Raw genomic sequence first — 23,975 nt, forward strand, 5'->3', positions numbered from 1 at the left:
AATTCCATGCCCGTCACCCCATTTCCGGCAGGTCAATGACCAGCGGTTCAATGCCCCGACGCCGATCCAGTTCCGCAGCCATCTCGAACGCCGCCTCCAATTCCGTGATGCCCTGGGCCTGCATCAGTTGGTGGCGCTGGTGCTTCTCCTCCGGCTCAGTCATCGCCATGGCCAGGTAAAGACTCGGGGGCACCGCACGGAACAGCGCCTCCATCGACTTGGACAGAATCACACCCTCGCTGAACTTGCCGGCCTCTTTGCGCGCCGAGCGCATCAGGGCTTTCTGCGCCGGGGTGAGGGCGCGGAAGCGGGCGATCTTCTCTACCTCGTCAGGCGGCATCGACAGGCAGATCCACCATTCGATCATGTTCAGCATCGGCTCGGCAGCCTTGGGTAGGTCGTCCAGGTTTTGCGTGGCCAGCCAGAACCAGGCGCCGAGCTTGCGCCACATCTTGGTGATCTTGACCACGTAGGGCGCCAGCAGCGGGTTCTTGGTGATGATGTGCCCCTCATCGGTGACATTGATGATCGGGCGGCCAAGCATCTGGTCGCGTTCGGCGAGGTTGTTCACCGCGTTGATCAGCGAGATATAGGCGATCGACAGTTGCGCGTTGTAGCCCTCGCGGGCGTAGGTGGCCAGGTCGACCAGGGTGATGTCGGCCTCGGGCCAGGGCGTGCCGTCGCGGTTGAACAGCTCGCCGTCGCTGCCTTGGCAGAACAGGTCCATGGCGTCGGCCATTTCCAGCAGGCGGATGCGCCGTGATTCGGGCAGGGCCAGGTCCTGCCCGGCAGTGCGCAGGGCGTTGCGCACGTCTTCAGTCAGTACCGTGCGCTGTTGCTGGGCGCAGAGGCGGGCGGCGTCGAGGATGCTCTGGCGGATCAGGCTGCGGTCGGCGCGGGTCAGGCGCTGTTCTTCCTTGTCCTCGCCGCCGGTGATCATCAGCCGGGCGGTGATCTCCAGTTCGCCCAGCACATCGCGTTGGTCTTCCTGCAGGTCTTCGTCGTCGAGGGCTTCGGCGTCCAAGGTCGTGACCCGGCCAGGGCTGTCCACCAATCGGCGGGCGTCGGCGAACGGTGCCAGGCTGACGCCCGCGCCAGGGGCGAGCTTGAGCCGGTGCACACTCAGCCCCAGGCGCTGGGCGAACTCAGCGAACAGGCCAAAGCTGTTGCCGGCTTCGACGATAAACAGCCGTGGGCGGTAGACCGCGACGACCTGGTTAAGCAGGTTGTTCAGGGTGGCAGACTTGCCCGAACCGGTGGGACCGAACAGAAACAGGTGAGCGTTCATCTGCCGGTCGAGGCGGTTCAACGGGTCGAAGGTGATCAGCCCGCCACCGCGATTGAACAGAGTGATGCCTGGATGCCCGGTGCCCTCACTGCGACCCCAGACTGGTGCGAGATTGGCCGCGTGCTGGGCGAGCATCAGTTGGCTATACCAATGGCGCTTGTCCAGCTCCGGGTCGAACACGCAGGGTAGCCAGCGCAGGTAGCTGTTGAGTGGTGCCACCTCGTCCTCTTCACGTACCGGCTGCAGGCCGGCGTTGAGCAGAGCATTGGCCAATTGCAGGCCGCGCGCGTCTAGCTCTTGTAGGTCACGCCCGCACAGGTAGAACGCCAATGCACCGCGATAGAGTTTGTGCGAGCGGCCAATCAACTGGCGCGCTTGCTCGACATCTTCGCGGGTTTGCTGCGAGTCCAGGGTGTCGCCGACGGATTTGTGGCTGAGGTGATTGAGCTGCGCTTCCAGCCGATCCTGTGGAGTGATGATCAGGCTCAGGCAGAGGGTGGTGCTTTCCGGCAACTGGTCAAACACGGCATTGAGTGCATCGCCGCCCTTGCTGCTTTCGCCGGTCAGATGACCAATGCCCGGTGGGCTGCGCAGACGGTCGAGGACAATCACTCTGTGCGGCTGGCCGTCCAGCCACCACACGCCGTGCTCGGTGTCCGAGCATGGCTGGCGGAAGAACAGGCGTTGGGCGAAGTCGGTGCCACTGGCCAGTTCCAATTCCTCGGCATCCGGGGCAGGGGGAAGGTCGGCGAGTTGATAGAAATGCTGCTGTGCGGCCGGATCATAGCCTAGCCAGTCGGGCGCCGGGTTGAACCAGCGCAACAGCCAGCGGTGAATAGCGGCGGCGTCCATCCGCTGTGCGTGTATCCCGGCGTTGGCTAGACCACCGACCAGGCGTTCGCACACGGCTTTGAGCGCCGCTTCCGGGGAGCGTTCGTAGCGCAACCGTGCATGCTGGGTACGCCGATACACCACCAGCCGGGTACGGCGGCGTTGGCCGCGCCAGGGGAGGTGGCTGACGGTACTGTCCTCGAAAAGGCCGCCGGGCTTGCTCACTGCTTGCAGGTGGTGCGCCATCGAACGCAGATAGAACGCGGTAAAGGCACTGCCTTGGGCGCGGGGCTGAATGTAGTCGTGCAGCCCGCGCAGATAGCCTCCCCAATCACAATCATCTTGGGCGTAGAGCTGCACCACCCAGGGCTGCTGGTCCAATTCATCGAAGCTGTCCTGCAGCGCATTCTCCAGGGCGTCGCGCACCTCGCGCAGCCACTCGGCTTCACGGCCCTCGGTGCCGACTGCGCTTAACTCGAAAAAAGCCGCGACCGATTGGCCATCCTCCAGCAACAGGCTCTGCGAGCCGGGCAGGTATTCCACCCAGGGCAGTAGATCGATAAAGGAGGGCGGGGCGGCATACAGGCGCTGCTCATCGGAGCGGGTGGCTGATGATTGCTGCGAGCGGTGCCCCGGTGCTGGGATGCCCTGGCCCCGCAGTCGTGCGATGTACCGTTGCCAGGCGTCACCCGGCTGGCGGCGTATCCGCTTCATCAGTAGTCCTCGATCCGCTCGCCCGGCAGGGCATATTGGACACGCTGGTACAGCGGAAATACGGTGCTGTAGCCGGGGACCGGAACCGGGTCGCTGCCGGCCAGGTGCGGGAAGATGTACATCACCAGATCGGGGTTGGGTAGCCGCTGGAATTGCCGATAGATTTCGCTCTGCGCGGTGCGGGTGTAAGGCGTCTGATCCAGCACAGGAAGCGGTGCTTGCAGCGGCCGTCGCAGCGTCTGCCGGGCATCCAGCAGTACACGGGTTGACGGGCCGCCGCTGTCCGCCGTCTGCTGGTTCCAGATATCCAGCATGGTCGCATCGCCATGGGGCAGCAGCTTCTCCGGATTGGTCGCACAGCCCGTCAACAGTAGCAGCGCAGCCAGGCCGCTCAGGCTAGTCCAGTTCAACGACATGGCCGTTGTCTCCTCGGTTGTGGTCGACCCGGCGCCCGCTCGGGTTGTAGTCGACATTGATCGCCCGCTCGATATGCACCGCGACCTTGGCGCCCGGTTGCACATACACCGCGGCAAAGGCCTGGCCATAGAGTTTGTTGACCCACTGCGCCATCTCCTGCACGCCGCCGGCCAAAATCCGTCCCAGCGCCTCGTTGGTGGTGATGCCCACGGTCCCCAGCGGATTGCCAGGGCTCATGTAGGTCGTGCTGTTGTTTCCCTGGATCAGCGATGCTGCGCCGGCGCCGGCGGCGGTGATCAACGCCTGTGAGCCGAGGTACTGCTGGGCATTGCTGCGTCGCTCGCCGGTGACGCAGGGCACGCCGTAGGGGTCGCTGATCCAGCCCAGGCCCTGGCGGTTATCGCCGCTGTTCTGCTCGTCATCGGCCTCCTTGCTGCCCTTCGAGGGAACCGTACGCACCGTGCCGTCGCGGAACACGAAGGTCAGCGAGCGGATCTGCCCGCGCACGCATGACAGCGTCCAATCCCCCGAGGCGGTGCCGCTGACTACCGCACCAGCCACGTCCGGAAGATCGATGCCATTGGCGGTCAGGTTGTCCGGGCCGATCAGCACCTTGAACGGGTAGGGGTCGTTGACCGTGCCATCTACTGGCACGCGGCCGATCAGGGCGGTCATTGCCACCGAACCCATCAGGGTGGCGTTGGCCGGCACCGTATAGACCGGCTGCAATACCGGCTTGGCCTGCAAAACCTTGCCGGCAGCATTGAGTTGGGCAGCGGTGTCTTCCAGCGGCTTTTGCGCCGCGCTGAACGACGATGGAAAGCTCAGCGGTTTGCGCGGTTTGGCACTGGGGTCTCGGCCGTCCTGCTGCTCGATCCAGATCAACCGGTCGCGCAGCAGGTCCTGGCCGTCGCCATCCTCCAATCCCAAACCCAGCGGCAGGTCCTGGCTGCCCAATGAATCCAGGCGCTGTTGCAGGTCTTGCAGCAGCTGGCTGGTCTGGCGCTGGGATTCGCTGACCTGTTCACGTCCGTCCTCCAGCGCGCTTTGCACGCGTTGCTCAATCGCGCCTTCGCGCTGGCGCAGCCGTTCGTTTTCGGCCTTCTCCTGTTGATTGGCTTTCAGCGCACCCTGCAGTTCGCCGCGCAGTTGCTTGACCTGAGCGACCAACGTGGCGACGGTGTCGCGCGGGGTGTCGCCTTCGATACCCAGTGCCTGCATTTCATCCGGGCTGAGCGGATCGACCGTATTGCCCTCGCCGCCAACGTCGCGGGAGGGCGCGGCCAGCTTGCCCCCCACATACAGCAGCAACACCAGCAGCGGCAGCATCAGCCATTTGAGCAGGCCATTACTCTTCATCACTGCTGCTCCGCGGCAGGTTCAGGGCCGCATCGACTGGGCTGATGGCCGGTAGCAGCGCAGCGGCCAGGCCACGGCCGCGGGTAACCAGGTACAGCACTGTGGTGTCGGTGGCGTCACCCTTGGGGCCGAGGTCGGGATGCTGGAACGTCGCGCTGACGAAGTCCCCTTGCAGCCGACGCGGGTCCAGCTCGATCCAGCGCGGCGCGCGGTTACGCAGACGTATCGCGGTGACCCACAGATCCTCCAGGCGCCAGGCCGCCAGTGCCCGGTATGACAGCGTGAGTTCCGGCAGCAGGCTGTCCAGATTCAGATCACCAGGCAGCGGCAGGGCGCCTAAGCCGGGCACGGCTTCGACGGTGCGCAGCGGGGCATACAGGCTTTGCGCGGCGTAACGGGTCAGGGCCACCGGCAGGGGCGTAGTCGGAGCGGGGCGGGGTACTGGCGCTTCTACCGTATCGCGTGGCGCCGGTCGCTCGGTCTCGACGATCTTCACCGCCTCCAGCGCGGGCTGCCCGGCCTTGGCCGGCTCGGCGGCGATATCCAGCAGGATCAGCGTGCCGTCGTCGGCATCCTGCAATTGCAGGCGGCTGGGGGCGATGGATTCGCTGGCCAACAGGTACAACGCGCCGTCGGCACTCTGTACCCGCAGCTTGCCTTGCAGCGCGGCGGGCAGGCCGACTCTGACATTGCGCTCGATAAACACCACACGCTCCTGACCGACCTGCAACGGCACCGCCAAGGGCAGGCGCTCCCAGCGCAGGATCTCCACCGCGCTCGCCAATGGGATGGGCAACAGCAGCACGGCGCTCAACAGGTATCGCTTCATGAGGACGGTTCCTCGTTGGTGTCAACCGGACTACGGCCAATTCGTTGCGGCGCCTGGCTGTAACAGTCCAGCGCCAGGCCGAAGGGGTTGCGCTCGGGGTCGATGTCGCGCCGCGCCACCTTTAGCGAGTAGCGCACCAGGGCGCGCTTGACCTGCTCGGCGCCGTAATACTCGTCAGCGGTCAGGTCCAGGGTGACGACCCAGTCGTCATCGGACACCACCTTGACCCGCGTCATCGGGTTGTCGCCGTAACCACGGCCGGGGATTTCGTAGACCCCGCGCACTCGCTGGCGCAACTCGCCGCTGTCCCGCCGCCGCGTGGACTCTTCGAGCAGGAACGCCCGGCAGGCAGGGCTCAGATAGTTCGACAGGGCGCGGATATTGCGCGGGTAGTCGTCCTCACCATTGTTCGGCCAACGGTTGAGCTGCTGGAAGATGTAGAACGCAAAGGCATACACCGTCGACGGCGGCACCTCCCACCACTTGCGCACGCTGCCCGAGCGCAAATCCGGCGGGATATGCACGGTCATGTCCCGTGGCGCGCTCCACCAGCCGATGGCCAGTAACAGCGATATCAACAACAGCGCCGCGCCACCCAGGCGCAGGGTCCGGACATGCGCCTGCAGGTGGCTGACTTCATTCTTGAACCGGCTCACGTCCGGCTCCGGCGGATGCCCCAGGCACCCGAACGCAGGATCAAGTCCGCGCCGCCCAGGTAGCGAGCAAGGCTTGGAGCGCGTTGGCATAGCGTCCACTGCAACTGCCGGTACAGCCACGCATCCGGCCGCCCGCGTTTCTGACGACGCAGCAACCCGCCGCCGAAAAACACCCCGCCAGCCACAGCAATCAATACCAGCGTAGGTGCGACCGCCAGGCTGCTGCTCAACCATGCCAACGGCAGGCCGATCAACAAACCCAGCACCGCACTGAGCCCGGTACAGGCCCACAACTCATCGGCGGTCAGACCACGCACCACCACCGGCTGCCGGTTCAGTCGGTGGGGTAGAAAGGTCAGGGTCTGATCCTGGCGCGCCGTACTGTCCATGCCGTCCTCCTACAAGATCCCGGTGGCCTTGGTCAGCAACCAGATCCCGACCACCAACAGTAACGCGCCCACCGCCACGGTCAGCCCGAACTGGCCCCAGGTCTTGCGCCCGGCGTGGATCTCCGAATAGGTGGTGTAGGCGTGGTAGCAGACCCCAATGAACATCGAGGCGATCACCAACAGCGCCACCAGCATCACAATGTCGTAGCCGTAGTTCTGCAGCGTCTTCAGGATCCCATCACCGGTGCCGCGCGACGGATCTTCCAAGGACGGCAACGCGCCCTGCGCCCGTGCTGGCGACAACACCACCGCCAGAGCAGACAGCCACGCGCCGCACATCACGGCGAGCACAGCAGGAAAGGCTTGATCGGAACGTTTCATCACGGACTCGCTCAAGACAGCAGGAAATAGGTCAGCACCACATACATCGCCGCAAACCGCACCGCCACGCCCAGCAATTGACGCTGGGTCAGCTTGTGCTCGGCCCAGCCGACATAGGCCGTGCGCAATGCCCACACGCCCCAGACCAACAGCACGGCGAACACCACCCCCACCAGCAGCGTGGCACTGGCCCCTGGCGTGAAGCCGCCATGGGCCAGGAAGGCGGCGCTTTGATCAGAGCTCAGGCTCATCGACCACCTCCGTCTCCCGGCAGTAGTCGCCCTGCAAGGGCATTGGATCGCGGGGTTGTGCGCGTTGTGGGCTCAGGTGGTCGCGGATGCCTTGGCGCATGCGCTGTAAATCGTCTCGGAAACGGGCGTAGTCGAAGTGGTATCGCGAGGTGTCGTCGCGGGGGAGGCGGGCGCTGTCTTCGGCTAGGCGTTCGATCACGTCGAGCTGGCGCAGTAGTCCCATCATGCGTGTTGCTTCTGGCGTTGTGCTGGAAGGGTAGGCAAGCGGGGCTATGAGTAGTAGAGCAATAATGATCAGCACTTGTCGGCTGACAGCGTGAGGGCAGTACATCGGCCGCAACTCCAATACATGGGAGACTGATGTTCTTAAGGTTGCTGGTGCATTGCCACTCGAAATAGGAAAGGACCCTGGTCCGGTATTCCCAAAGGTAGTGTGCAGTTGAAAGCGGGAGCCAGTTTGTGAATGGGGTTGAGTATGTTGAGTAAACGAAATGATGAGTCGCGCTTATTTAGCGTGGCTCATCGTCTCGTCGAAAAAGCAGGATGTCAGTTATTAACAATTACTTGTAGGTCTGATCCGGAGATTCCTTTGATGTATGTGTAGCTAGTTCCTAGTACTGTGAGTTGTTCATCCGAGATTTTAGCTTTTGAGATTGCTGGCTGTACTATGAAAAAGCCAACTGATAGTTCGTTGTCTCGGCATTTGTAGCGAAGCAAGTCAACTTCGTCAATGGTGCCTTTTAGTATTCTATTAAAGCCCTTGTCTATGGATTTTGAAAAGCGAGATACCATCTGTGAAAAGAGGGCTTCGCCAGAGTGTAGCCATTTTACTGATCGAGAAGTTTGACCGCTGACTTCATAGGTGTCAGTAACTCTTGCCCCAGGCGTCGCCACTCCATCCTTAGATCCACAATACTTGCAATGATAGAAATCAACAGTGATGATGCCGTCGTTTTCGTTTATCCCGATTAGGTCGGCGATCTCGCCAGCACCATCGTCATTGAAAATAATTTGGTACTTGTCTTCAATTTTTTTGTACGTGAACCCCTGTACAGTGTCTAAGTTTTCGTCTTTGCCCATCGATTCATTCTGAATCTGCGTATCTCCCCAGTCCCACGCCGAGATGAGCTTTAATGGCATCTTAATATTTAGCGTCACAGGCGAGTAATACCTGTAATTCCCGAATATGAATGACCCGTCCTGCTTAAGAATTCGAAACGGGTGATCATCCAAGTACTCTGCAAGCGGACGCTCATTTTGCAGCGAGATTTTTGCGCCATCACAGGTTGTCTTATACCCATCTTCTAGTAGGTTGATTTTTACTATGGCGATTTGTTGGAGATATTTTTCATCAGTGTCGGTGAGGAGTGGTATTTCTAATTGGGTATCCGAGGTGCGTTTTGGTTGGCCTGGGTAGATATCCAAAAGATTGTAGGATAACCCATCTATCGTTATTGATATCTTTGCCTCTGTCTCGATACCGATCGAGTCCGGCCAGTCTGCGTAGAATAATCCAGTCGGCCATGCTTCACGTATTTGTTCAGAGCGCATTACGTTATTCAGGATGTTCTGCGGGTCGATGTTTGAGTCATTGAGCTTCACCGATGCTTGGTCGCACCAGCGTACCCAATAGTCGATGGATTCTGAGTTCATTTCCCATATTTTGCCTTTATGGGAACATCCCGCAGAGGTCTTATCACCATCTTCAAAACCCGTTGCAAAGATGTTGGACTTCACCGCTGTGCCATTCTCGAGCTCACTCATGATCGCATTGATGTCGCGACCCACATGCATCGTGAATCGTACATCTTTTTGTGCGCGTGACAGGCCAACGTTCTGTAGCTTTAGGAAGGTAATGTTGTGTAATGTTCGGAAGGTTTTCTCACCTGCTATTTTGGTGCTGGCAGAGGAAACCAGATCCCGGAATTTCAATGCTTGACCTTCGTCTCCTGAGCAGTTTATAAAAAGTGTTTTATCATCCTTGCGGTAGTATGCAAGGTACAAATACCATTCAGTATTATGGATTTCGAAAGTGTTAGCCCAGCCGACGGATACGTCCGCTTTGGTTACTAAAATTACCGTATCACCGGACTCATTTACAGACGAATACTGGAGCTTTTCTTTATTGGACTTGAAGTGCGCGGCTCTCGCGGGAGTCCAATCTTCTTTTTCTACGTGGTACGCAATCGCGCTGATTTTCGGTATTGGATTGAGGGCTAGAATTTTTTCTCCGTCCTCGTCGTCAGAAAACTGCGAGGTTAGCTCCTCCCTCTGAACTTCTCTGTGGATTTTTTCTGCGCTGACGTCTCGGATTACCGCACTCCAGTCTGCGCTTTCTTTGTAAAGTGCAGACATCTGTGAGTCCATTTTTTGGTTGGCGATATTTGCGACAAATTTTGCATTTCCGAGCTTCTTGTCCACTCGTGTCAATCGACCTATGAATTGCAGGGTGACGGCTGGGCTTCTGTGCTGGTCATGTATGGCGGCGATTTTCAGTTCTGGAAGATCGAAGCCCTCTCCAAGCATGTCGACACATACAATAACTTTGTGTTTTTTGTTTTTTATATTTTCGAGAGTTGCCGCTCTGTTGGCTGATTTGCTGTGTATGAGTACTGGTTTTAGGTCTTCAAATTTACGGTAAATTTCGAAAAGAGTTTCTGCTTTCTTCTGCGTTTTTGCCCTAACCATCATTAAGTGATCTTTACCCTCATCTAGATCAATTCTGAGGAGAGCTATTGCTTTTTCTGCAATAGCTGTATCGGCTAGGCTGGGTTGGTACTCTCGAATTGGATGAAATTCTATTTCTTGGAAATAGCCATCAATCTGGGCTTCCTTGAGCGGGTAGTTATATATTATTTTCCCGTCTAACCCCTCTTTATCTTCGCGAAATGGCGTCGCGGTGAATTGAATACAAGGCTTACCCGCAAATACTTTACGAATCCGATTCCATGTGCTGGCAGCGACGTGGTGCGCCTCATCGATGACTAGATGAGTACAAAGTTTTGTCAGGGCTGCAAGCTCCTCCTCATTAAAGTGCTGGAGTGCTTGAGGGGTGGCTATCAGAACGTTGAATTGTTCCAGCTTCTCAACTTCGTTTACGGTGAGTTTTGAGCTTAGTTTTGAGATCGCAGGGCTCAGAACCGCTGGTATCACTGCTTTCATGTTGCGAAGAGTCTTAAGGGCAACAATTTTCTCGGCGGTCTGCTCTCGCAGTGCGTCGGAGGGGACGATAATCAGTGTTCTTGGAAATGTGCCAGCCAAGATCAACGAAAAAATCGTGTCGGTTTTACCTGTTCCTGTGGGCATCACAACAGTAGCGGGAATATCCGGGGTGGAGATTAAGTGGCCCAGCGTCATGTGCAGCGCAGCGAGCTGCGGTTTGCGCAGCCCGAAATCTCCATTGCTTGAGTTTGGTTCTATAAAGCGAAATGGATTGTCTATCCAGCTACGGTATGCATCATTCGTTTTATACATCCCTGCATCGAGCGGCATCAGTCCATCTCCAAGTTATTGGTGGCGTTGTATCTGATTGTTGTTGATAGCTTTGGCTTACAAAAAGTGAGGTTTTCTAAGGAACTTACACGCTTCGATGTAGTGGCACAATAGTGTTGAGGCACCTTGATTGCTTAATTGCAAGGTGAAGTTGTTTACAAATATTTTTTGAAGCTTCCTGCCGTCAGATCCATCGCCATTCCCAACGTCGCTGCTGCCGGCAAAAGGATCCACAAAGGATGCACACTGACCGGCAAGGCCAGATATGTCACCCAGGGCAGCACCGCCAACGGCAGAATCGTCGCCCGTGCCCGATGGTAGAGGAACCCCGATTCCCGCTCGGCGTAGAAACGGCGTAGATCCCGCCTTACCAGCCCATCGACCAGTCCGGTAAATGCCGCCAATGCAAACAGCGGCAAGGTCAGCACCAACACCAGTAGCCGCAGCAGAAACGTCGCCGTGGTGTAGAACGCCGCCAGCATGTAGCTCTCCACATACACCACCGCCTGAGCCAGAGTGGCATTGAACCCTGTGGCGGTATCCGCTGCTTTTGCCTGTTCGTTCATCCTCGTCAACCAGTCGAGCAGCCCGCTGTCCAGCAGCAGGTTCTGGTGCAGCCAAGCCACCAGCCGATAGGCACTACGCCCCGGCTCCTGCACCACCACGCTACGGGGGAACTGGATCGAGAGCTGTTGCAGTTCAAAGCTCATCATGCCCTGCGCATGCCGCCAGCCTTGCTCTGGCCAGAACAGGTGCATGCCCACCAGTTCGATCACCAGGCACAGCAACAGCGACCCCAGCAACACCCCGAGGAAGCGCAACGGCACGGTGATCAATGCCGCGACGAATCCTTGCTGCCGCGCCTGCTGTTGCTGGGCGACGCTGGCCGGATCACGCATGGCGGCGTTCTTCACCCTGCCAGGCAGCCTCATCTTCGGAGTACTGCCGGCGCATCTGTTCGGCCAGTGCCCGCAGGTTGTCGGGTAGACCGTCTTCAGCTTGGTGGACAGGCAGCGGTATACGCAACTTCCACAATGTGCCGCCCTCCAGCAGGGCAAACGCCTGTCCCTTGGGTAGGGCAACGATATGCGCGGGCTCCAGCAGCGGCACGCTGGTGGTGGTGATGCGATCCATGCTGCTGGATGTGAAGGCGGTGCGCCCCTGTGGGTCAGAGCTGTCGGTCGCGCTGCTCATGGGGGAGATGCTGGCGATGTCGACATTGGGCAATTGCTTGGTCAGCAGTTCGGCGGTGGCGGTTTCGCGTACGCGCAGCATGATCAGATTGTTGAAGTTGCCCACCACTTGCCCGGCCTTGGCGCGGTTGCCGAGGCGGGCTTCGATGTCGCTGAGGGTTTGGGTGTAGGCAGTGACCTGCACGCCGGCGCCGCCGCCTTTGTTGACCATGGGGATGAACTCGTCGCCCATCAACTCGCTGAACTCGTCGGCGTGGACGTTGATTGGGGCCATCGGGCGGTTTGCGGTGCCGGGCAGGCCGTCGTCCAATCCGAACTTGTAGAGGTGGCCGGCAACCGACACCAGGTCGGCGAACATCGAGTTGCCCACGGCGGCAGCCACTTCGGCATCGGAGAGGGCATCCAGGCCGATGTAGACCACCGCGCGTTGGCGGACCACCTGCATCCAATCGAAGATCGGCCGGGGATCGTTGAGGTCGGCGTAGTCCGGGGCCAGCAGCTGGGCGATGCGGCCGCTGGTCAACTTCTCCAGCAGCGGCAGCAGTGAGGCGACGATCTTGTCGAAGAAGGTACGCTCGTAACGCACGGCACTGCGTAGGCCTTCGAGCACTGGATCGAACAGCGGCACTTGGGTCAGGTATTGCTCGATGGCTACCACCCGGCGGTCGCGGCCGAGCATGTGGCGCGGGGTGTTGCGTTCGTTGATGGCGCCCTCAATCTGCACGATGGCCTCCCAGGCTTTGGGCGCTTTGCGGGCGAACAGGTGCTGGGCGTATTCGATGAACAAAGTGTCGATGTTCACCACATGGCGTTGAATCAGGAGGTAGTCCGGGCGGTGCCCGAGTTCGACCAGGGCGCGGGCGATGATGTTGACGAAGCGCCAGGCGAACTCGCGAAACGCGGCGCTGTTGCCTTCATTGGAAAGCTGGCCGGCGATGCGGCTGGCCACCTCGGTGATGCGCCCAAAGCGGCCCACAGCGTTGTAGCGTGCCGAGCTGTCGGGCCAGCCTAGGTGGAAGACATACAGGGTATCCAGCCGGCCGCAGCGGCGGCATTCCTGGTAGACGCGCTTGAACAGGTCGGCATCGCCCTTGGGGTCGAACACGATGCAGGTTTCGCCACGGCGAATGTCCTGGGCGATCAACAGTTCGGCCAGGCGGGTCTTGCCAACGCGGGTGGTGCCGAGCACCAGGGTGTGGCCTACGCGCTCACGCAGGGGCAGGGTGACATCCACTTCATGCGGTTCGACGCCATGCAGGCGCGGCAGGCCGCCCACGGCGGGCAGAGGGCGCACGGGGTTCAGCGGGTGGTCCCAGGCAGTGAGCCGCGCCAGATGTGGTAAGGGGCGGGGCGCAAACTCCAGGCGTTGTTCCAGGTGTCGCGCGTAGCGCAGCCGCCAGGGCGCCTCGACATAGTGGCGGAACTCCGGACGGTAGGTTTGCAGGAGGCGGTGGGTGTGATGCGGCTCCCAGCGAAAGCCGCGGCCGAGGAACAGCCGTTCCTGGCTGACCGGGATGCGGTCGTCGCGTAGGGCGTAGCGGGGCAGGCGGCGGATGTTGCGGCGGTAGCGCAGGATCACCCAAGCCTGCCGCAGGCGGATCGTGCCGAAAGCGGTAAACACCATTGCGGCCCCTAGGCCCAGGCTTGGGTTCAGTGCCAGCGCCCAGGGAGCGGCCAGGCACAGTACGGCGCTGCCGGCACAGACCGCGACGGTGTACAACTCCACCGCCGGGCGTAGCAGCACTTCGACGGTCTGGGCCATGTCATTGCTCGATCGCCGTGGCGGTGATCAGCACCGGGTAGCGGTTCAGGCCCAGCCGTTGAGCCAGGTCATCGCCGGGGACTGGTGTCAGGCTCAGGCCAGGGGCGCGGTCACGTAGGGCTTGCAGCGCGGTTGCTGATTCGACATTGACCACCAGCCCGGCGGCGCCAAGGCGTTGCAGATCCGGCAGACGTTGTTGCAGCCAGGCGTGGGAGCGTGGGTCATCGCCGATCAGGAATAGCGCGGTGATGCCTGGGAGATTGTTCACTCGTGGCTCCACCGGGCCGGGGCGCAGCGAGGGCGAGCGGATGGGTAGGAGCGCAGCTTCGTCGTAGGCTATCGCTGGTGGGTCATCGGGCTCTTCAAGTGCCGTTGCCACGCAGGGGAGGCTGAGCAGGCCGACCAATAGCAGGTGCTTCATGGTTGATTCCTCTGTACAGGCTCGGCAACACGAGCCAGATGTCGTCCAACACTTTGCCGGTAGCGTACGGCTGGCGCGCCACCGGCCGGGCGGTGGTAGCGTCCGGCGGCCATCAACCAGCTTTGCGCGGGGTCGTACTGTTCGCGCAGGATGGTCGCGGCCAGGCGCAGGTTGCGGTAGGGCTCCAGTAGTTCGCATGGCTGGCGCACGCGGTGGCGTTGATGGCCGACGTTGAGCTGTCCCAGGCCCACATCGACCCGTGTCGCTGGAGTGACGAGCAGGGTGCGGCGCAGGTCGGCGCAGGCCTCGTGGCGGGTGGCGTAGCGGCGCGATTGCCCGGCGACGTTCAGCGTCCATGGCCAGGGCACGATGCGTCCACGCAGGCTGCGACCGCTTTCCTGCAGGGCCACGGCATACAGCAGGCTTGGCGGCACCTGGGCCTGCGCGGCGGCCAGTTGATAGGCCGGCGGCGGCAGCTCCCGCGCTGCAAGTACGTTGGGGGTGAGCAGCGCCGGAACCAGCACCAGTGCCGCACAGTGGCCTGTCACTGACGTTGCCATTGCCCATTCACCTCGCGCACCAGCGCCGGCAGGTTTCCTGCCACACCCAAGCTGCTCCAGCGGCCCGCATCGTGATTCAGGGTGACCCGGCGTTCACGCACCGCGCGCGGATCCAGCGCGACACGCTGGGCCCAGCGCCGCAGCCGGGCATCGTCGCTGTCGCTGCTGACCATATACAGGTCGAACTCGCTGCTCGTGGCCTGCAACTTCTTGACCTGCAGGTTGCAGGCCACGCAGTCGTCCTCGATGAACAGTGCCAGGCGCCCACTGCCAGGTTGAGGGATGGGGCTGCTGTTGTGGGCGTCGAGCAGGGTGACGGGCAGCAGGTTCGGATACAGGCGCTTCCAGGCCTGGTCGTAGGCGCGCTGGTAAGCCAGTTCTTTGTTCACTCGGGCTGATTCGGCGCGTACCTGCAGTTCGGCGAAACGGCGCCGCTCGTTGTCACTGCGCGCCTCGATGCCGAGCGCGGTCAGCGGGTCCAGATTGGGCGAATACACACCCAACGGCCCTTGCTGCAGCTGACGGTAGCGTGCCCAGTCTTCGGCTTGCAGGCCCCAGTCCTGGGCCAATTGCTCTTCGCTGCGGATTTCGCGGCTGTCACGTTGCTGGTTGAGTCGTGTATCGCTGGTGGCTTCGCCACCGGCCAGTGCCGAGGCCAGCCCGATCAGCAGGGCTGCGAGGACAGCCACGGCCAGCGCAGGCTTGGCGCGGGAGAGCATATGCATGGCCATGACCTAATCCTGCGGCAGCGGCAGGCGCCGCGTCTGTTGGTCGACCCGGAACACCGCGCTGTGGGGCTCCAGGGCGTCCAGTTGCCAACGTCCTTCGGCATCGCCGAGCCGCAGCAGGCGGACGGCGGCCAATCCAGTGGAGCCATTGGGTTGGATGGCCAGGAAACGCTCGCCGCCGCGAGACTCTACGCCGAGCAGTTGGAAGGTTGGCGTTGTGGGAGTCGGACGCGGTTTGGCAGTACGAGGTCGAGGTTTGTTTGCAGCGGGTTTGGTGGCGCTGACCTGTTGCACGAGGGCATCAAGGCGGTTTTGCACGGCAGCCAGGTCGGTGCTGCTGGCGAAGTCTCGTTGACGCTGATTGAGACTGTCCCACTGTTGCTGCCAGTGGTCGCGCATTTGCTGGAAATCGCTTTCTGTGACTACCGCCGGCGAAACCTCCACCGAGGCGCGGAACGCTTCCAGCTCAAGCATGCGGGTTTGCAGTTCGGCGACCTGGGCATCCGGCGCGTCTTGTCGGTACTGCGCATCTTGGCGGGTCAGGGACAGTGCCAGCGCGATCAGGGCGAGGCTGAGCAGCGTCAGCCATGCCACAACAAACAGGCGAGTCAGGTGCGGATTGGGGAGGGGTGTGTGCATCATGGCTGAGCCTCCCTTGCGAGTGGGACGGCGATAAAGCAGACCTGCCGTGCGCGCTCATCCACTGACAGACGCCAGACGGTGCCGGCCAGCAATTGCAAGGTCTGGTTCAGTGGTAGTGGCCCGAGCTGCAGGTGTGCAGCGGGCAAGGGCAGGGCCCACAAGGACGCCAGCGTCGGGTCGCCTTCGCACAATTGGTAGCCCGAGTGACGCAGTACATAGCGCATGGTATCGCCGACGGTTGTGGCGGTGGTGGTCGGGATACGCAGGTCGATGATCTGATGTTGTAAATCTTCTTGACCTCGGTCGGGGCGCAGTTCAACCAAGGTGTAGCGGCTTTGCCTGAGTGTAGAGATCGGCGCCGCAGAGGACGCCGTTATCGAAACGGCGGTATAAGCAGGTTTGAAAGACGGTGCTGTAACGCAGCCGCCCAGTAGGGGCATGCTTAGAAAAAGTGCATTGCGGCACTGGCGAATACGCGACGAAAACATCAAATAGCCCTCTCACGGAGAGAGCTATCTAGCCTCACTTAGGGCAAGAGGGCAGGCGGTAAAACGTTGCCGCGGGTAGCCGTATACATTGCCAACTCGGTGATGCTGATGGTCCTGCGTCACCAGTTTGGATCTGGCCATTCAGCTTGTTCCCACATGCGCAATTCCTCTGGTGACAGCACTGGACTCTCCCCGCGCGCGACCTCAGCTAGATGGTTATCCTCAAACCGGCGATCAAAGCTCGCGAGCAATGCCGCGATGCGGTACTTACGCTCGCTTTTGGTCCAAGAACAGAAGATCCCTCCACGACTGTCCAGCTTGTCGAGAACATCAGGTGAGGCTGGGTCAGTTTGCTGCCAATGGTCGATGACAACCCGGCTATGGGGGCCAAAGTCCTCGATGAGGGCTTCTTCAATCACGGCTTCAAGTGCGTAGGTGATGGCTTGATGTTTAGCACTGTGTTCGAGATAGGCCAGGGAGACGCGCATCATGCGTTGCTGCAACAGCAGTACCGGCCATAGGAGTTTGGTGCCGTACCGTGTGCCTACTTCTTCGAAGTGCTCGGGGGCGGGAATGATCTCGCGCTGCTGCTCATAGGCTTTGCGCACCTCATAGGCCAAGCCAAGAAACGGGCCATCATCAACACGTATGAGCGGCGATCGGTCGTTTATTTCGTGGATGACTTCATGCAGCCACCGCAGCGATGTGTAGTCACCAATAAGAAGTAAGCCGGCATGGTTATTGAGCAGCCTGTAAGAAAGCATGGCGTCAGTTCTCTCCAGTTTTCCCCAAGGTTAAAGACAAACGGCCTTCCAAGGAAGGCCGTTGTCTGATGCTCAATACTCCTCAGGAAGCAGCATCGTCGTCACCGATCGATCCCACTCGGTGATGATCCACAACGTCAGCTCTGGCGTGACGTGGTAGACCGAGAGCAGACGATTGTCATGCTCCAGTGCGGACTGATTCTCCTCCCAGTCTTCGGGGTCGATATCACCCCAGTCACCGCTGAGGTGGCGTTTCAGATAAGGGGCAGGATGGAAGGTACCGTTCTCGACCAGAGCGTGAACCCCGGCCGTAACATAGATATTGCCCGGTGCAAAGCAAGGGGTAACAGAGCGTGCGGACTCCATGATGGATTCCTCCATAGCGAGCGCCGAAGCCACGGCATGCCGTGACCCGGTCGCAAGGATGAAAAGAACAAGGTTTTAGACGGGCTGGGCAATCGCCGATGTAGCCGAGGCCTTTGCAGCCACGGCATCGTCGGACTCAGCCTTGGGGCGGGCCTGATAGACCAGCTTCCCATCGACCTTGACCCAACTGACGAACAACAGCCGCGCCTTCAGGCTGACGCCGGTATCCCCGGCCTTTTCACCCCGGCTGTAGCGGAACAGATCGGTCCACAAATCGCCGAGCCGAAACCCCATCAGCACCTTGCGGCCCTGATCGACGGCGCTGGCATAGCGGTTGACCAGTTGCTGGGCCTCGGCGCCGCAGACGGTGACATCGAAGTAGCGGTACTCCGGTGCCTCGGTCGGGCCGTTGAGCGCGGCGATGGTGCAGGCCAGAAACGGCTTGCCGCGTTTGGGGCAGATCTCACGGATGCGGTTGAGGTAACCCAGGCCCTGGGTGTGCAGATCGAAGTAGGTCGCCTCGCCGGCGACGGCAGATGAGTGGGACATGACAGTCTCCTGGTTCGGAACAGACGTGAACGTGGAGGCGCCCCGTCGGGACGTGGCCCCACGGGTCGGATGCCAGTGCAGGACTGGCGGGTGGATCAGCGCATTGGCGCCGTGGCCTTGAAGATCGGGGCCACCTGGGCATGTTGCCGAGCGGGTCGGCGGAACATGGGGTCAGCCTGACGCAGTGGCGTGCCGAGTGCGTATCTCAATACGGCGCGCAGCACCTCCGTGTTGCAAGGCTGGTCGGAAAAAGCGAAGCCCCGATATCGGGGCTTCTGATTGAGGGCTTATGGTTGATGAACATACGTCGGCAAGCCGTCCAAGTCGGCGGCATCGGGGTCGAAAATGAGCAGGCGCACATCGGCCTGTGCGGCCAGGTGCAGTACCTCCACCAGCTCCAGCGGCAGTCCGGCGTCCAACTGCTGTTGGCGTAACTGATCGGCGGTGCATACGTCGATTTGATCCAGATTGCTATCGGTCCAGGGCGTGGCAATCAGCTTGAAGCCGAGCGCGTTGCTGTCCGGCAGTTCGAACTCCTCCAGCAGCAGCCCCGTCGGGATTGACGATGAAGCCAGTCGCTCCCAGGCGACCTGAGGCAAATGCGCGCTGCTGATCTCCCAGCACCGGCTGTAATAGCCGGTTTCGAACGCGATCTGCCGGACCCGCTCCTGGGCCAGCGCCTCGGAGTACAGATCACCCACCAGGATCGGCGGTGACTGATCATGGGAAAAGACCCCATAGATCACCTGTACGACGATGCCCGGATGAGGGTAGCTGTCCTCATGAGCGGCCAGCGCGCCACTGGAATTGACGACCAGCGCATGCTGGTCATTGAACAGGCACGGCTGGCGTTCCAGCTCCGCGTCGTCCAGGTGCTGCTGGGATGGATGCGGCGGCAGATAACACAGCGGCGCTTTCGCGTCGTAGAGCACGGCCAGCAGACGCTGGATGCGCAGGTCATTGAACCCGCGGGCAAACGGATTGGACGGATGATTATGAATAGGCATGGGTGATCTCCTATGTTTATGAAGGAGGGACACCGCCCGACGGGAGGTGTCCCGTCGGGTGCCATCGTGCGGTGGGTTACCAGCCGCTGTAGTGGATGATCAATGTGGCAAGGAGCATGCGTCGCTGCGTGTCCAGCAGACCGAAATCGGCCAGGCCGCGGACGCCGACCCGCTGCAACAGGCGTCCCCCGGTCTCATCGTTGTAGAAGCTGACGAGCGCGGCAAGGAACACCTGCTCGCCGTGGCTCATGACGCCGATGGCGGACTCGATCAGCGGGACATCGGGACACAGGTCCCACTTGCTGTGGGCCATGTTGATGTCGCTTCGGCACTCGATACCGAAGTAACGCGGCCCGGCGAGCAGGACGGCTTTCTTCCAGGCCTGGAAGAACTGCTCTGGTGCCAGGGCTTGCTGTTGATGGGCGTTGATCAGGTCCGAGAGTGCGGACTCTGGGAGCTGTGGGTGCATGGTGAGGAACCTCCAATCAGTGACGGCCTGGGTGGGCCGCTGGAAGGGATGGGTGCCTGTGGGGTGTGCGGACAGGCGGTGGGATCAACGCGGTGAACACCGCGTCGTAGCCTTGAAGATCGGGGCTACCTGGGCGAGTGCCGACGGGGCGGCGGTGCTGGGGTAGTTTGGGGGCGTGCAAAAGGCATATGCAGCGGTAATTCGACTCTACCGGCACCCAGATTCCTGCAGCCTAGTGACTGCTTCCACCCATGACTATATGGCGGAGCACAGTAAGAGGCCTATCTTCTGTCACTAGCCATCGCAGCGACAAATACCACAGGCTACAATCGGCCGGGAGCCGGCTTCGACCTGCGGCGAGGTTTATGGGGCCGTCAGAAGAGTGAATGACGTCGTAGTTCAGCCGCACAGGGGAGTGTGAATTGTCGACAAGAGCAGGGTCTCACGCAGGAAGAGGATTCCGATACCAGGACGCTGTCGCGGTCTATCTGTGCATGCAAGGGTTCGTTGGTCAATCGGAGTACGGTACGGTCGTGCCTGAGGGCGGTGATGATCTTGAGCTGAGATCAAGGGACTCTAGAGTCTTGACGCAGATCAAGTCACGTCGTGATCATCTTGGCCCGTTCACGCCTCGGGCAGCGGCTTCCTTCGTTAGAAAGATGTGGGAAGCTAGGGGAGTGGGACCAAGTGATAGCTTCCTTCTGGTACTTGAAAGTGAGGTCGGGGAGCACCGCACCACAGGCGTCTTGCTTCAAGAATTATCCGACTACCCGAGTGTCATCGCGGACCTGAAAGGCTACAAGTCGCTCGCAGCAATTGCAGCGAGGACCAAGGTGCTAGTGCTGCCGAATCCTCGGTCTAGTGCCATTTGCCTCATCTCGTGCCGACAAGGTTGCACACCCTTAGAGGCTGAGATCTACTTTTCGGACCTATTGGGCCTTATGGGGCGCATATCTGACGAAAACGGTATGCGCGGGGCAGAGACGTTCCGCGGCATTGCCGTATCCGATGTTCAGCAGCGCCTGGATGCTCTGCAGCCACTACTGACGTCAGCGGTCATCGAAGAAGCCCTGACGCTAGGTTACTGTGAGGCGGTCGACTTCCTCACACCGGACGAAGACCCGCTTTTCTATCTTGGTGTGGATGCACAGGCATCACACGTTGCTGCAGGACTTGTGGTTGAGCGCACAGAGTTGCGCTTGGCTGTTCTGGCCGGCTTAGAGAGACAACGCAATGCGCTTATCCACGGAGCATCAGGCGCCGGAAAGTCTGCCATTCTGTGGGAGGCGGCCTATGCTACTCGTCATGCCGTCCGTTGGTTTCAAATTCGTCAACTGCCGCTGACAGCAGTGCAGCCGCTGCTCCACCTGTCACGTTCTAGGCGCGCAACATCTGACGCGCCGGTTGGTTTCATCATCGACGATGTGGGGCGCGGTTTCTCCGACGGCTGGACAGCACTGGCTAGAGAGGTGGACCGCGATCCTGGGCTATTGCTACTCGCATCCGTGCGAGAGGAGGACAGATATCCTCTAGTAGATATACGTCGTGCTGCCCTGGTCAGAGTTCTTGGTGATGACACCCTCGCTGAGAGAGTATGGCGAGAGCTGCGGGATAGAGAGCAAACCTCTTGGAAAGGCTGGAGAGAGCCTTGGAGCTTGGCTGCTGGTCACCTGCTCGAGTACACGCACGTGCTCACTCAGGGACGTCGCCTGAGTGACACCCTGCATGCTCAGGTCGCTTCTCGAATGAACGACGTCGCGCGACACGATGAACTGGACATTCTTAGGATAGTCGCATGCGCAAACGCCGCAGGGTGCAGCGTTGAAATCGCACATCTGCCTCAGGTTGTTGAAAAGCCGCTATCGACAGTTTCATACGCGCTTACCAGGCTGAAGGACGAGCACCTCCTGCAGAACACAAGTGATGGCCGAATCATTGGGTTGCACGAGTTGAGGTCAACGGAACTGCTCCGACTGACTCACGAGTTTCCTCCACCGTTGATGTCTGCGACCGCCTCGTCTGCGGCGCGACTTGTTCCGATCGATGAGCTGGCTCGGTTCCTAGAGCGTACCCTCTCGAAGCACAACGGGTGCGACGAGGCCGTGCGTGAAGCTCTCATGCTGCGGCTCAAGGCATCACCAACCCCTGAATTATTCAGTTCAATTCTGACGGGCCTGGATCACGCAAACGCCTATCGGGTCATTCGCATGTGGCAGGAGACCCCTGAAGCCCAGGCTGTACCGAAGGCGTTGCAGGGGACACCTGCCGGTCTTGCGATTGGAGATATTACGCCCCCAGACTTCGGATCGATCGCGCCCGCCTGTCTCCGATTCACGGAAATTCGATCTGAGATAGTAGCTACAGGCTTAACGGCCCGTTTCCTTGAGTGCTTGAGTTCAAGTGATCTGAGGGATGTTTTGAATGCTGCGGGTGAGGTTTGTGACTTGGTTCCATGTCTAGCGGCGCTGCTGGGACAACAGCTTCCGTCTCAGCATCTATCGGAACTCGTCCGGCTGGCGCCGTCCCTTCTTGTGGCTGACTTTCAGGATGTAGTGTCGCTGCTTGAGGTGGCGGTGCGGGTCAACAGGACCCTGGCTATAGGCTGGGTTGAGGCCGTCGGGCAGGCTGCCATGTTCCAGCGTTTTTCTGAAAACGTTTCTTGGGCCGCTTTCCCTGAACTGACTGCTTGCGAGGAAGGGCAAGAGGTTCGGTCCAATGTCTGGTTTGTAGCACCGTCTATCCAGATGGACCTCAACAGAGTGGTGGTCCGAACGTGCGAAGTTCTACTGGCGTTAGTCCCAGCTGCTGATGTGGTCTCAAGTGTTGCGCTGGGGCCTGACGGCGCCGCTATAAGGTCCGCAATAGGGGACTACCCCATTGAAAGCAAGCGTATGCCAAGGGTAAACCTTCCTGCGCGTCCTCAAGTGGAGCGTAATCGCAAATGGCTGGCCATACTTAACGAACTACAAGCTTCCGAGAACTATACAGTTTACTTGGCAGAGTGCCTTGACCTGATTCGGATCGTCAGTCGAAATCTGAGGCTGCTCCTGGGGGGGCAGTTCAGGGGGAAGACGGACAAAGGTGCATTGGAGGCGCTAGGACGGGTCTACGACCGCAGCCGTTTTCTGGTAGCTCCGGTGGAGCAACAGCCTGCGGGGGGCCAGAAGCGATGGTCGAGGCTGCAGTCAATTATTTCTGACTGCTCCTCAGACCTGATTCGCAGATTTTATGGCCTTCCAGAAGGTGCCCCCGCCTATCTAGGCTGGCTTAATGACCTTCTGAAGAGTATCTCGATTGCTCGCGCAAGCGAGCCGTGGGAGATGCTGTCCCTTGAATCACCAAAGGAGCTGGGCGAGCTCTCCCATATCGTCGAGGCCTTTCAAGATATGGCCGGTGAGGCGCATAGAGGGGGGCGCTCACCTTTTGCGACGCGTCTCCCGAAAGCTTCGGCGAAGGGGGCTGTATTTGATAACGCCGCGCGGACTGCGCGCCAGCGTCGTGAAGCTGAATTAAATGCCTTGGAGGCGAGGTTAAGGGTAGATCTTTGCTCTGTCAGTGAGGGCATCGGGGTTTATCTGTTGTCTGATGCAGCGATCGCCTCTGTTTGGCCGCCGGCGGACGTGCTTATTACCGTGCCGTTGAACACTGATGTAACGACGATCATTGTGGCGGAGGCTTTTCCGGCTTGGCGGGCACTAGTTGGTGACGGACGAAAGATCTGTGTTCTGCCGATCCTGCACGGCCTCGCCTTGACGAATCTTGCTGTGAGCGGTTTCGACGTGCTCTTTCCTGTGCTTCCTCATGAGGAGGCGCACCCGTGGTGTCTGACTGCGGGGGTGAAGGTCGCGCCGCTGACGTCAGTGAACGCGTTCTGTCGCCTCACGAACCTACTGGCTGAGCTCCAGGGAATCGCTGCCTACTGGAAAAGCAAGGTAGCGCGGACGCCCGAAGAGATACGCGTGTATCAGGCGGCATCAGATGCCTTGGATCAGGGTCGAGAGGATTGGATAAAGCTAGGGCTGCCCGATGATGTAGGAGAAGCAGGATTGGCGCTTATAGAAGACGGTCTAGGAGGGGGCTTCCCGCTTGCGGAGGCTGCCGTAAAGCTGTTGCAGGGCGAACAATCTCCCGTAATGGAATTGCTGCAGACCTTCCTGATAAACCTGACCATGATTGAATGCTTTGCAGCCATTCCTTCGCTGGATTACGAGGTTGAAACATCGGGAAGTCAGTCAGCCGCTCTCGGTCATCATGGGCCGTGTCCTCTCGAAAATTTCAAAGGGCGCAAGTAAACCTTCGAAGATGCGATATAGGCAAAATGTGATCGTTCACCCATGTAGGTCTATTGATCTAAAGAAATGTCTGCGGCAATGGCAGTGGAGCGCCGGCACGTGGAGTAGTGAAGTACACCGTGACATA

General features: G+C 60.0%; 22 protein-coding genes and 1 pseudogene. 1 reads left to right on the forward strand and 22 read right to left on the reverse strand.

What is annotated here, in order from left to right; translation table 11 throughout:
* Positions 1–13: 13 nt before the first annotated feature.
* The 22 genes and pseudogenes from M2497_RS08505 to M2497_RS08610 all read right to left on the reverse strand — a co-directional run bounded on the left by M2497_RS08505 (position 14) and on the right by M2497_RS08610 (position 19,556).
* A complete protein-coding gene (locus tag M2497_RS08505) occupies positions 14–2,833 on the reverse strand; it encodes a conjugative transfer ATPase (RefSeq protein WP_248486844.1) in 2,820 nt (939 codons plus the stop codon).
* Complete coding sequence (locus M2497_RS08510; RefSeq protein WP_248486845.1) at positions 2,833–3,249, reverse strand: TIGR03751 family conjugal transfer lipoprotein; 417 nt, start codon at positions 3,247–3,249, stop codon at positions 2,833–2,835. Before M2497_RS08510 ends, M2497_RS08505 begins: the two co-directional genes overlap by 1 nt.
* The gene (locus tag M2497_RS08515; protein WP_248486847.1) at positions 3,230–4,609 is read right to left on the reverse strand and encodes a TIGR03752 family integrating conjugative element protein; all 1,380 of its coding nucleotides are present in this window, start codon (positions 4,607–4,609) and stop codon (positions 3,230–3,232) included. The genes M2497_RS08510 and M2497_RS08515 overlap by 20 nt, the downstream gene beginning before the upstream one ends.
* Positions 4,599–5,438 carry a TIGR03749 family integrating conjugative element protein gene (locus M2497_RS08520; protein WP_248486849.1) on the reverse strand — a complete coding sequence of 280 codons (840 nt, stop codon included), beginning with the start codon at positions 5,436–5,438 and terminating at the stop codon, positions 4,599–4,601. The genes M2497_RS08515 and M2497_RS08520 overlap by 11 nt, the downstream gene beginning before the upstream one ends.
* Positions 5,435–6,094: a PFL_4703 family integrating conjugative element protein gene (locus tag M2497_RS08525; RefSeq protein WP_248486851.1), complete on the reverse strand. Its 660-nt coding sequence runs from the start codon at positions 6,092–6,094 to the stop codon at positions 5,435–5,437. The genes M2497_RS08520 and M2497_RS08525 overlap by 4 nt, the downstream gene beginning before the upstream one ends.
* The gene (locus M2497_RS08530) at positions 6,091–6,483 is read right to left on the reverse strand and encodes a TIGR03750 family conjugal transfer protein (protein WP_248486853.1); all 393 of its coding nucleotides are present in this window, start codon (positions 6,481–6,483) and stop codon (positions 6,091–6,093) included. The genes M2497_RS08525 and M2497_RS08530 overlap by 4 nt, the downstream gene beginning before the upstream one ends.
* Positions 6,484–6,492: 9 nt before the next feature.
* Entirely contained in the window at positions 6,493–6,822 is a 330-nt protein-coding gene (locus M2497_RS08535) for a TIGR03745 family integrating conjugative element membrane protein (protein WP_123750543.1), read from the reverse strand.
* 53 nt (positions 6,823–6,875) lie between these two features.
* Entirely contained in the window at positions 6,876–7,109 is a 234-nt protein-coding gene (locus M2497_RS08540; RefSeq protein WP_169892604.1) for a TIGR03758 family integrating conjugative element protein, read from the reverse strand.
* A complete protein-coding gene (locus M2497_RS08545; protein ID WP_248486855.1) occupies positions 7,099–7,446 on the reverse strand; it encodes an RAQPRD family integrative conjugative element protein in 348 nt (115 codons plus the stop codon). Before M2497_RS08545 ends, M2497_RS08540 begins: the two co-directional genes overlap by 11 nt.
* Positions 7,447–7,661: 215 nt before the next feature.
* The gene (locus tag M2497_RS08550) at positions 7,662–10,607 is read right to left on the reverse strand and encodes a DEAD/DEAH box helicase family protein (protein WP_248486857.1); all 2,946 of its coding nucleotides are present in this window, start codon (positions 10,605–10,607) and stop codon (positions 7,662–7,664) included.
* A gap of 155 nt (positions 10,608–10,762) precedes the next feature.
* Positions 10,763–11,506, reverse strand: a complete 744-nt coding sequence (locus tag M2497_RS08555) for a TIGR03747 family integrating conjugative element membrane protein (protein WP_248486859.1) — start codon at positions 11,504–11,506, stop codon at positions 10,763–10,765.
* Positions 11,507–11,540: 34 nt separating this feature from the next.
* A pseudogene (traD, locus tag M2497_RS08560) lies at positions 11,541–13,562 on the reverse strand (type IV conjugative transfer system coupling protein TraD); the annotation flags it as partial.
* Position 13,563: 1 nt separating this feature from the next.
* Positions 13,564–13,983 (reverse strand): integrating conjugative element protein, encoded by a 420-nt coding sequence (locus M2497_RS08565; protein ID WP_248486861.1) that lies wholly within the window; start codon positions 13,981–13,983, stop codon positions 13,564–13,566.
* Positions 13,980–14,543, reverse strand: a complete 564-nt coding sequence (locus tag M2497_RS08570) for a transglycosylase SLT domain-containing protein (protein ID WP_248486863.1) — start codon at positions 14,541–14,543, stop codon at positions 13,980–13,982. The genes M2497_RS08565 and M2497_RS08570 overlap by 4 nt, the downstream gene beginning before the upstream one ends.
* Positions 14,528–15,274 carry a TIGR03759 family integrating conjugative element protein gene (locus M2497_RS08575; protein WP_248486865.1) on the reverse strand — a complete coding sequence of 249 codons (747 nt, stop codon included), beginning with the start codon at positions 15,272–15,274 and terminating at the stop codon, positions 14,528–14,530. The genes M2497_RS08570 and M2497_RS08575 overlap by 16 nt, the downstream gene beginning before the upstream one ends.
* Before the next feature lie 3 nt (positions 15,275–15,277).
* The gene (locus M2497_RS08580) at positions 15,278–15,913 is read right to left on the reverse strand and encodes a hypothetical protein (RefSeq protein ID WP_248486867.1); all 636 of its coding nucleotides are present in this window, start codon (positions 15,911–15,913) and stop codon (positions 15,278–15,280) included.
* Positions 15,910–16,401, reverse strand: coding sequence for an integrating conjugative element protein pill, pfgi-1 (locus tag M2497_RS08585; RefSeq protein ID WP_348984771.1), 492 nt, complete (start codon positions 16,399–16,401; stop codon positions 15,910–15,912). Before M2497_RS08585 ends, M2497_RS08580 begins: the two co-directional genes overlap by 4 nt.
* 119 nt (positions 16,402–16,520) lie before the next feature.
* Entirely contained in the window at positions 16,521–17,165 is a 645-nt protein-coding gene (locus M2497_RS08590; protein WP_248486871.1) for a hypothetical protein, read from the reverse strand.
* Positions 17,166–17,237: 72 nt separating this feature from the next.
* Positions 17,238–17,531 (reverse strand): hypothetical protein, encoded by a 294-nt coding sequence (locus M2497_RS08595; RefSeq protein WP_248486873.1) that lies wholly within the window; start codon positions 17,529–17,531, stop codon positions 17,238–17,240.
* A gap of 75 nt (positions 17,532–17,606) precedes the next feature.
* The gene (locus tag M2497_RS08600; protein WP_248486875.1) at positions 17,607–18,080 is read right to left on the reverse strand and encodes an STY4534 family ICE replication protein; all 474 of its coding nucleotides are present in this window, start codon (positions 18,078–18,080) and stop codon (positions 17,607–17,609) included.
* Between the two features lie 287 nt (positions 18,081–18,367).
* The gene (locus M2497_RS08605; protein ID WP_248486877.1) at positions 18,368–19,087 is read right to left on the reverse strand and encodes an ABC transporter substrate-binding protein; all 720 of its coding nucleotides are present in this window, start codon (positions 19,085–19,087) and stop codon (positions 18,368–18,370) included.
* Between the two features lie 76 nt (positions 19,088–19,163).
* A complete protein-coding gene (locus M2497_RS08610) occupies positions 19,164–19,556 on the reverse strand; it encodes a hypothetical protein (protein ID WP_248486879.1) in 393 nt (130 codons plus the stop codon).
* 968 nt (positions 19,557–20,524) lie between these two features.
* Here M2497_RS08610 and M2497_RS08615 point away from each other — a divergent pair.
* The gene (locus M2497_RS08615) at positions 20,525–23,848 is read left to right on the forward strand and encodes a hypothetical protein (RefSeq protein ID WP_248486881.1); all 3,324 of its coding nucleotides are present in this window, start codon (positions 20,525–20,527) and stop codon (positions 23,846–23,848) included.
* Positions 23,849–23,975 lie beyond the last annotated feature (127 nt).

The sequence above is a fragment of the Pseudomonas sp. CYM-20-01 genome (genome assembly GCF_023169845.1).
Lineage (GTDB): Bacteria > Pseudomonadota > Gammaproteobacteria > Pseudomonadales > Pseudomonadaceae > Aquipseudomonas > Aquipseudomonas azotoformans.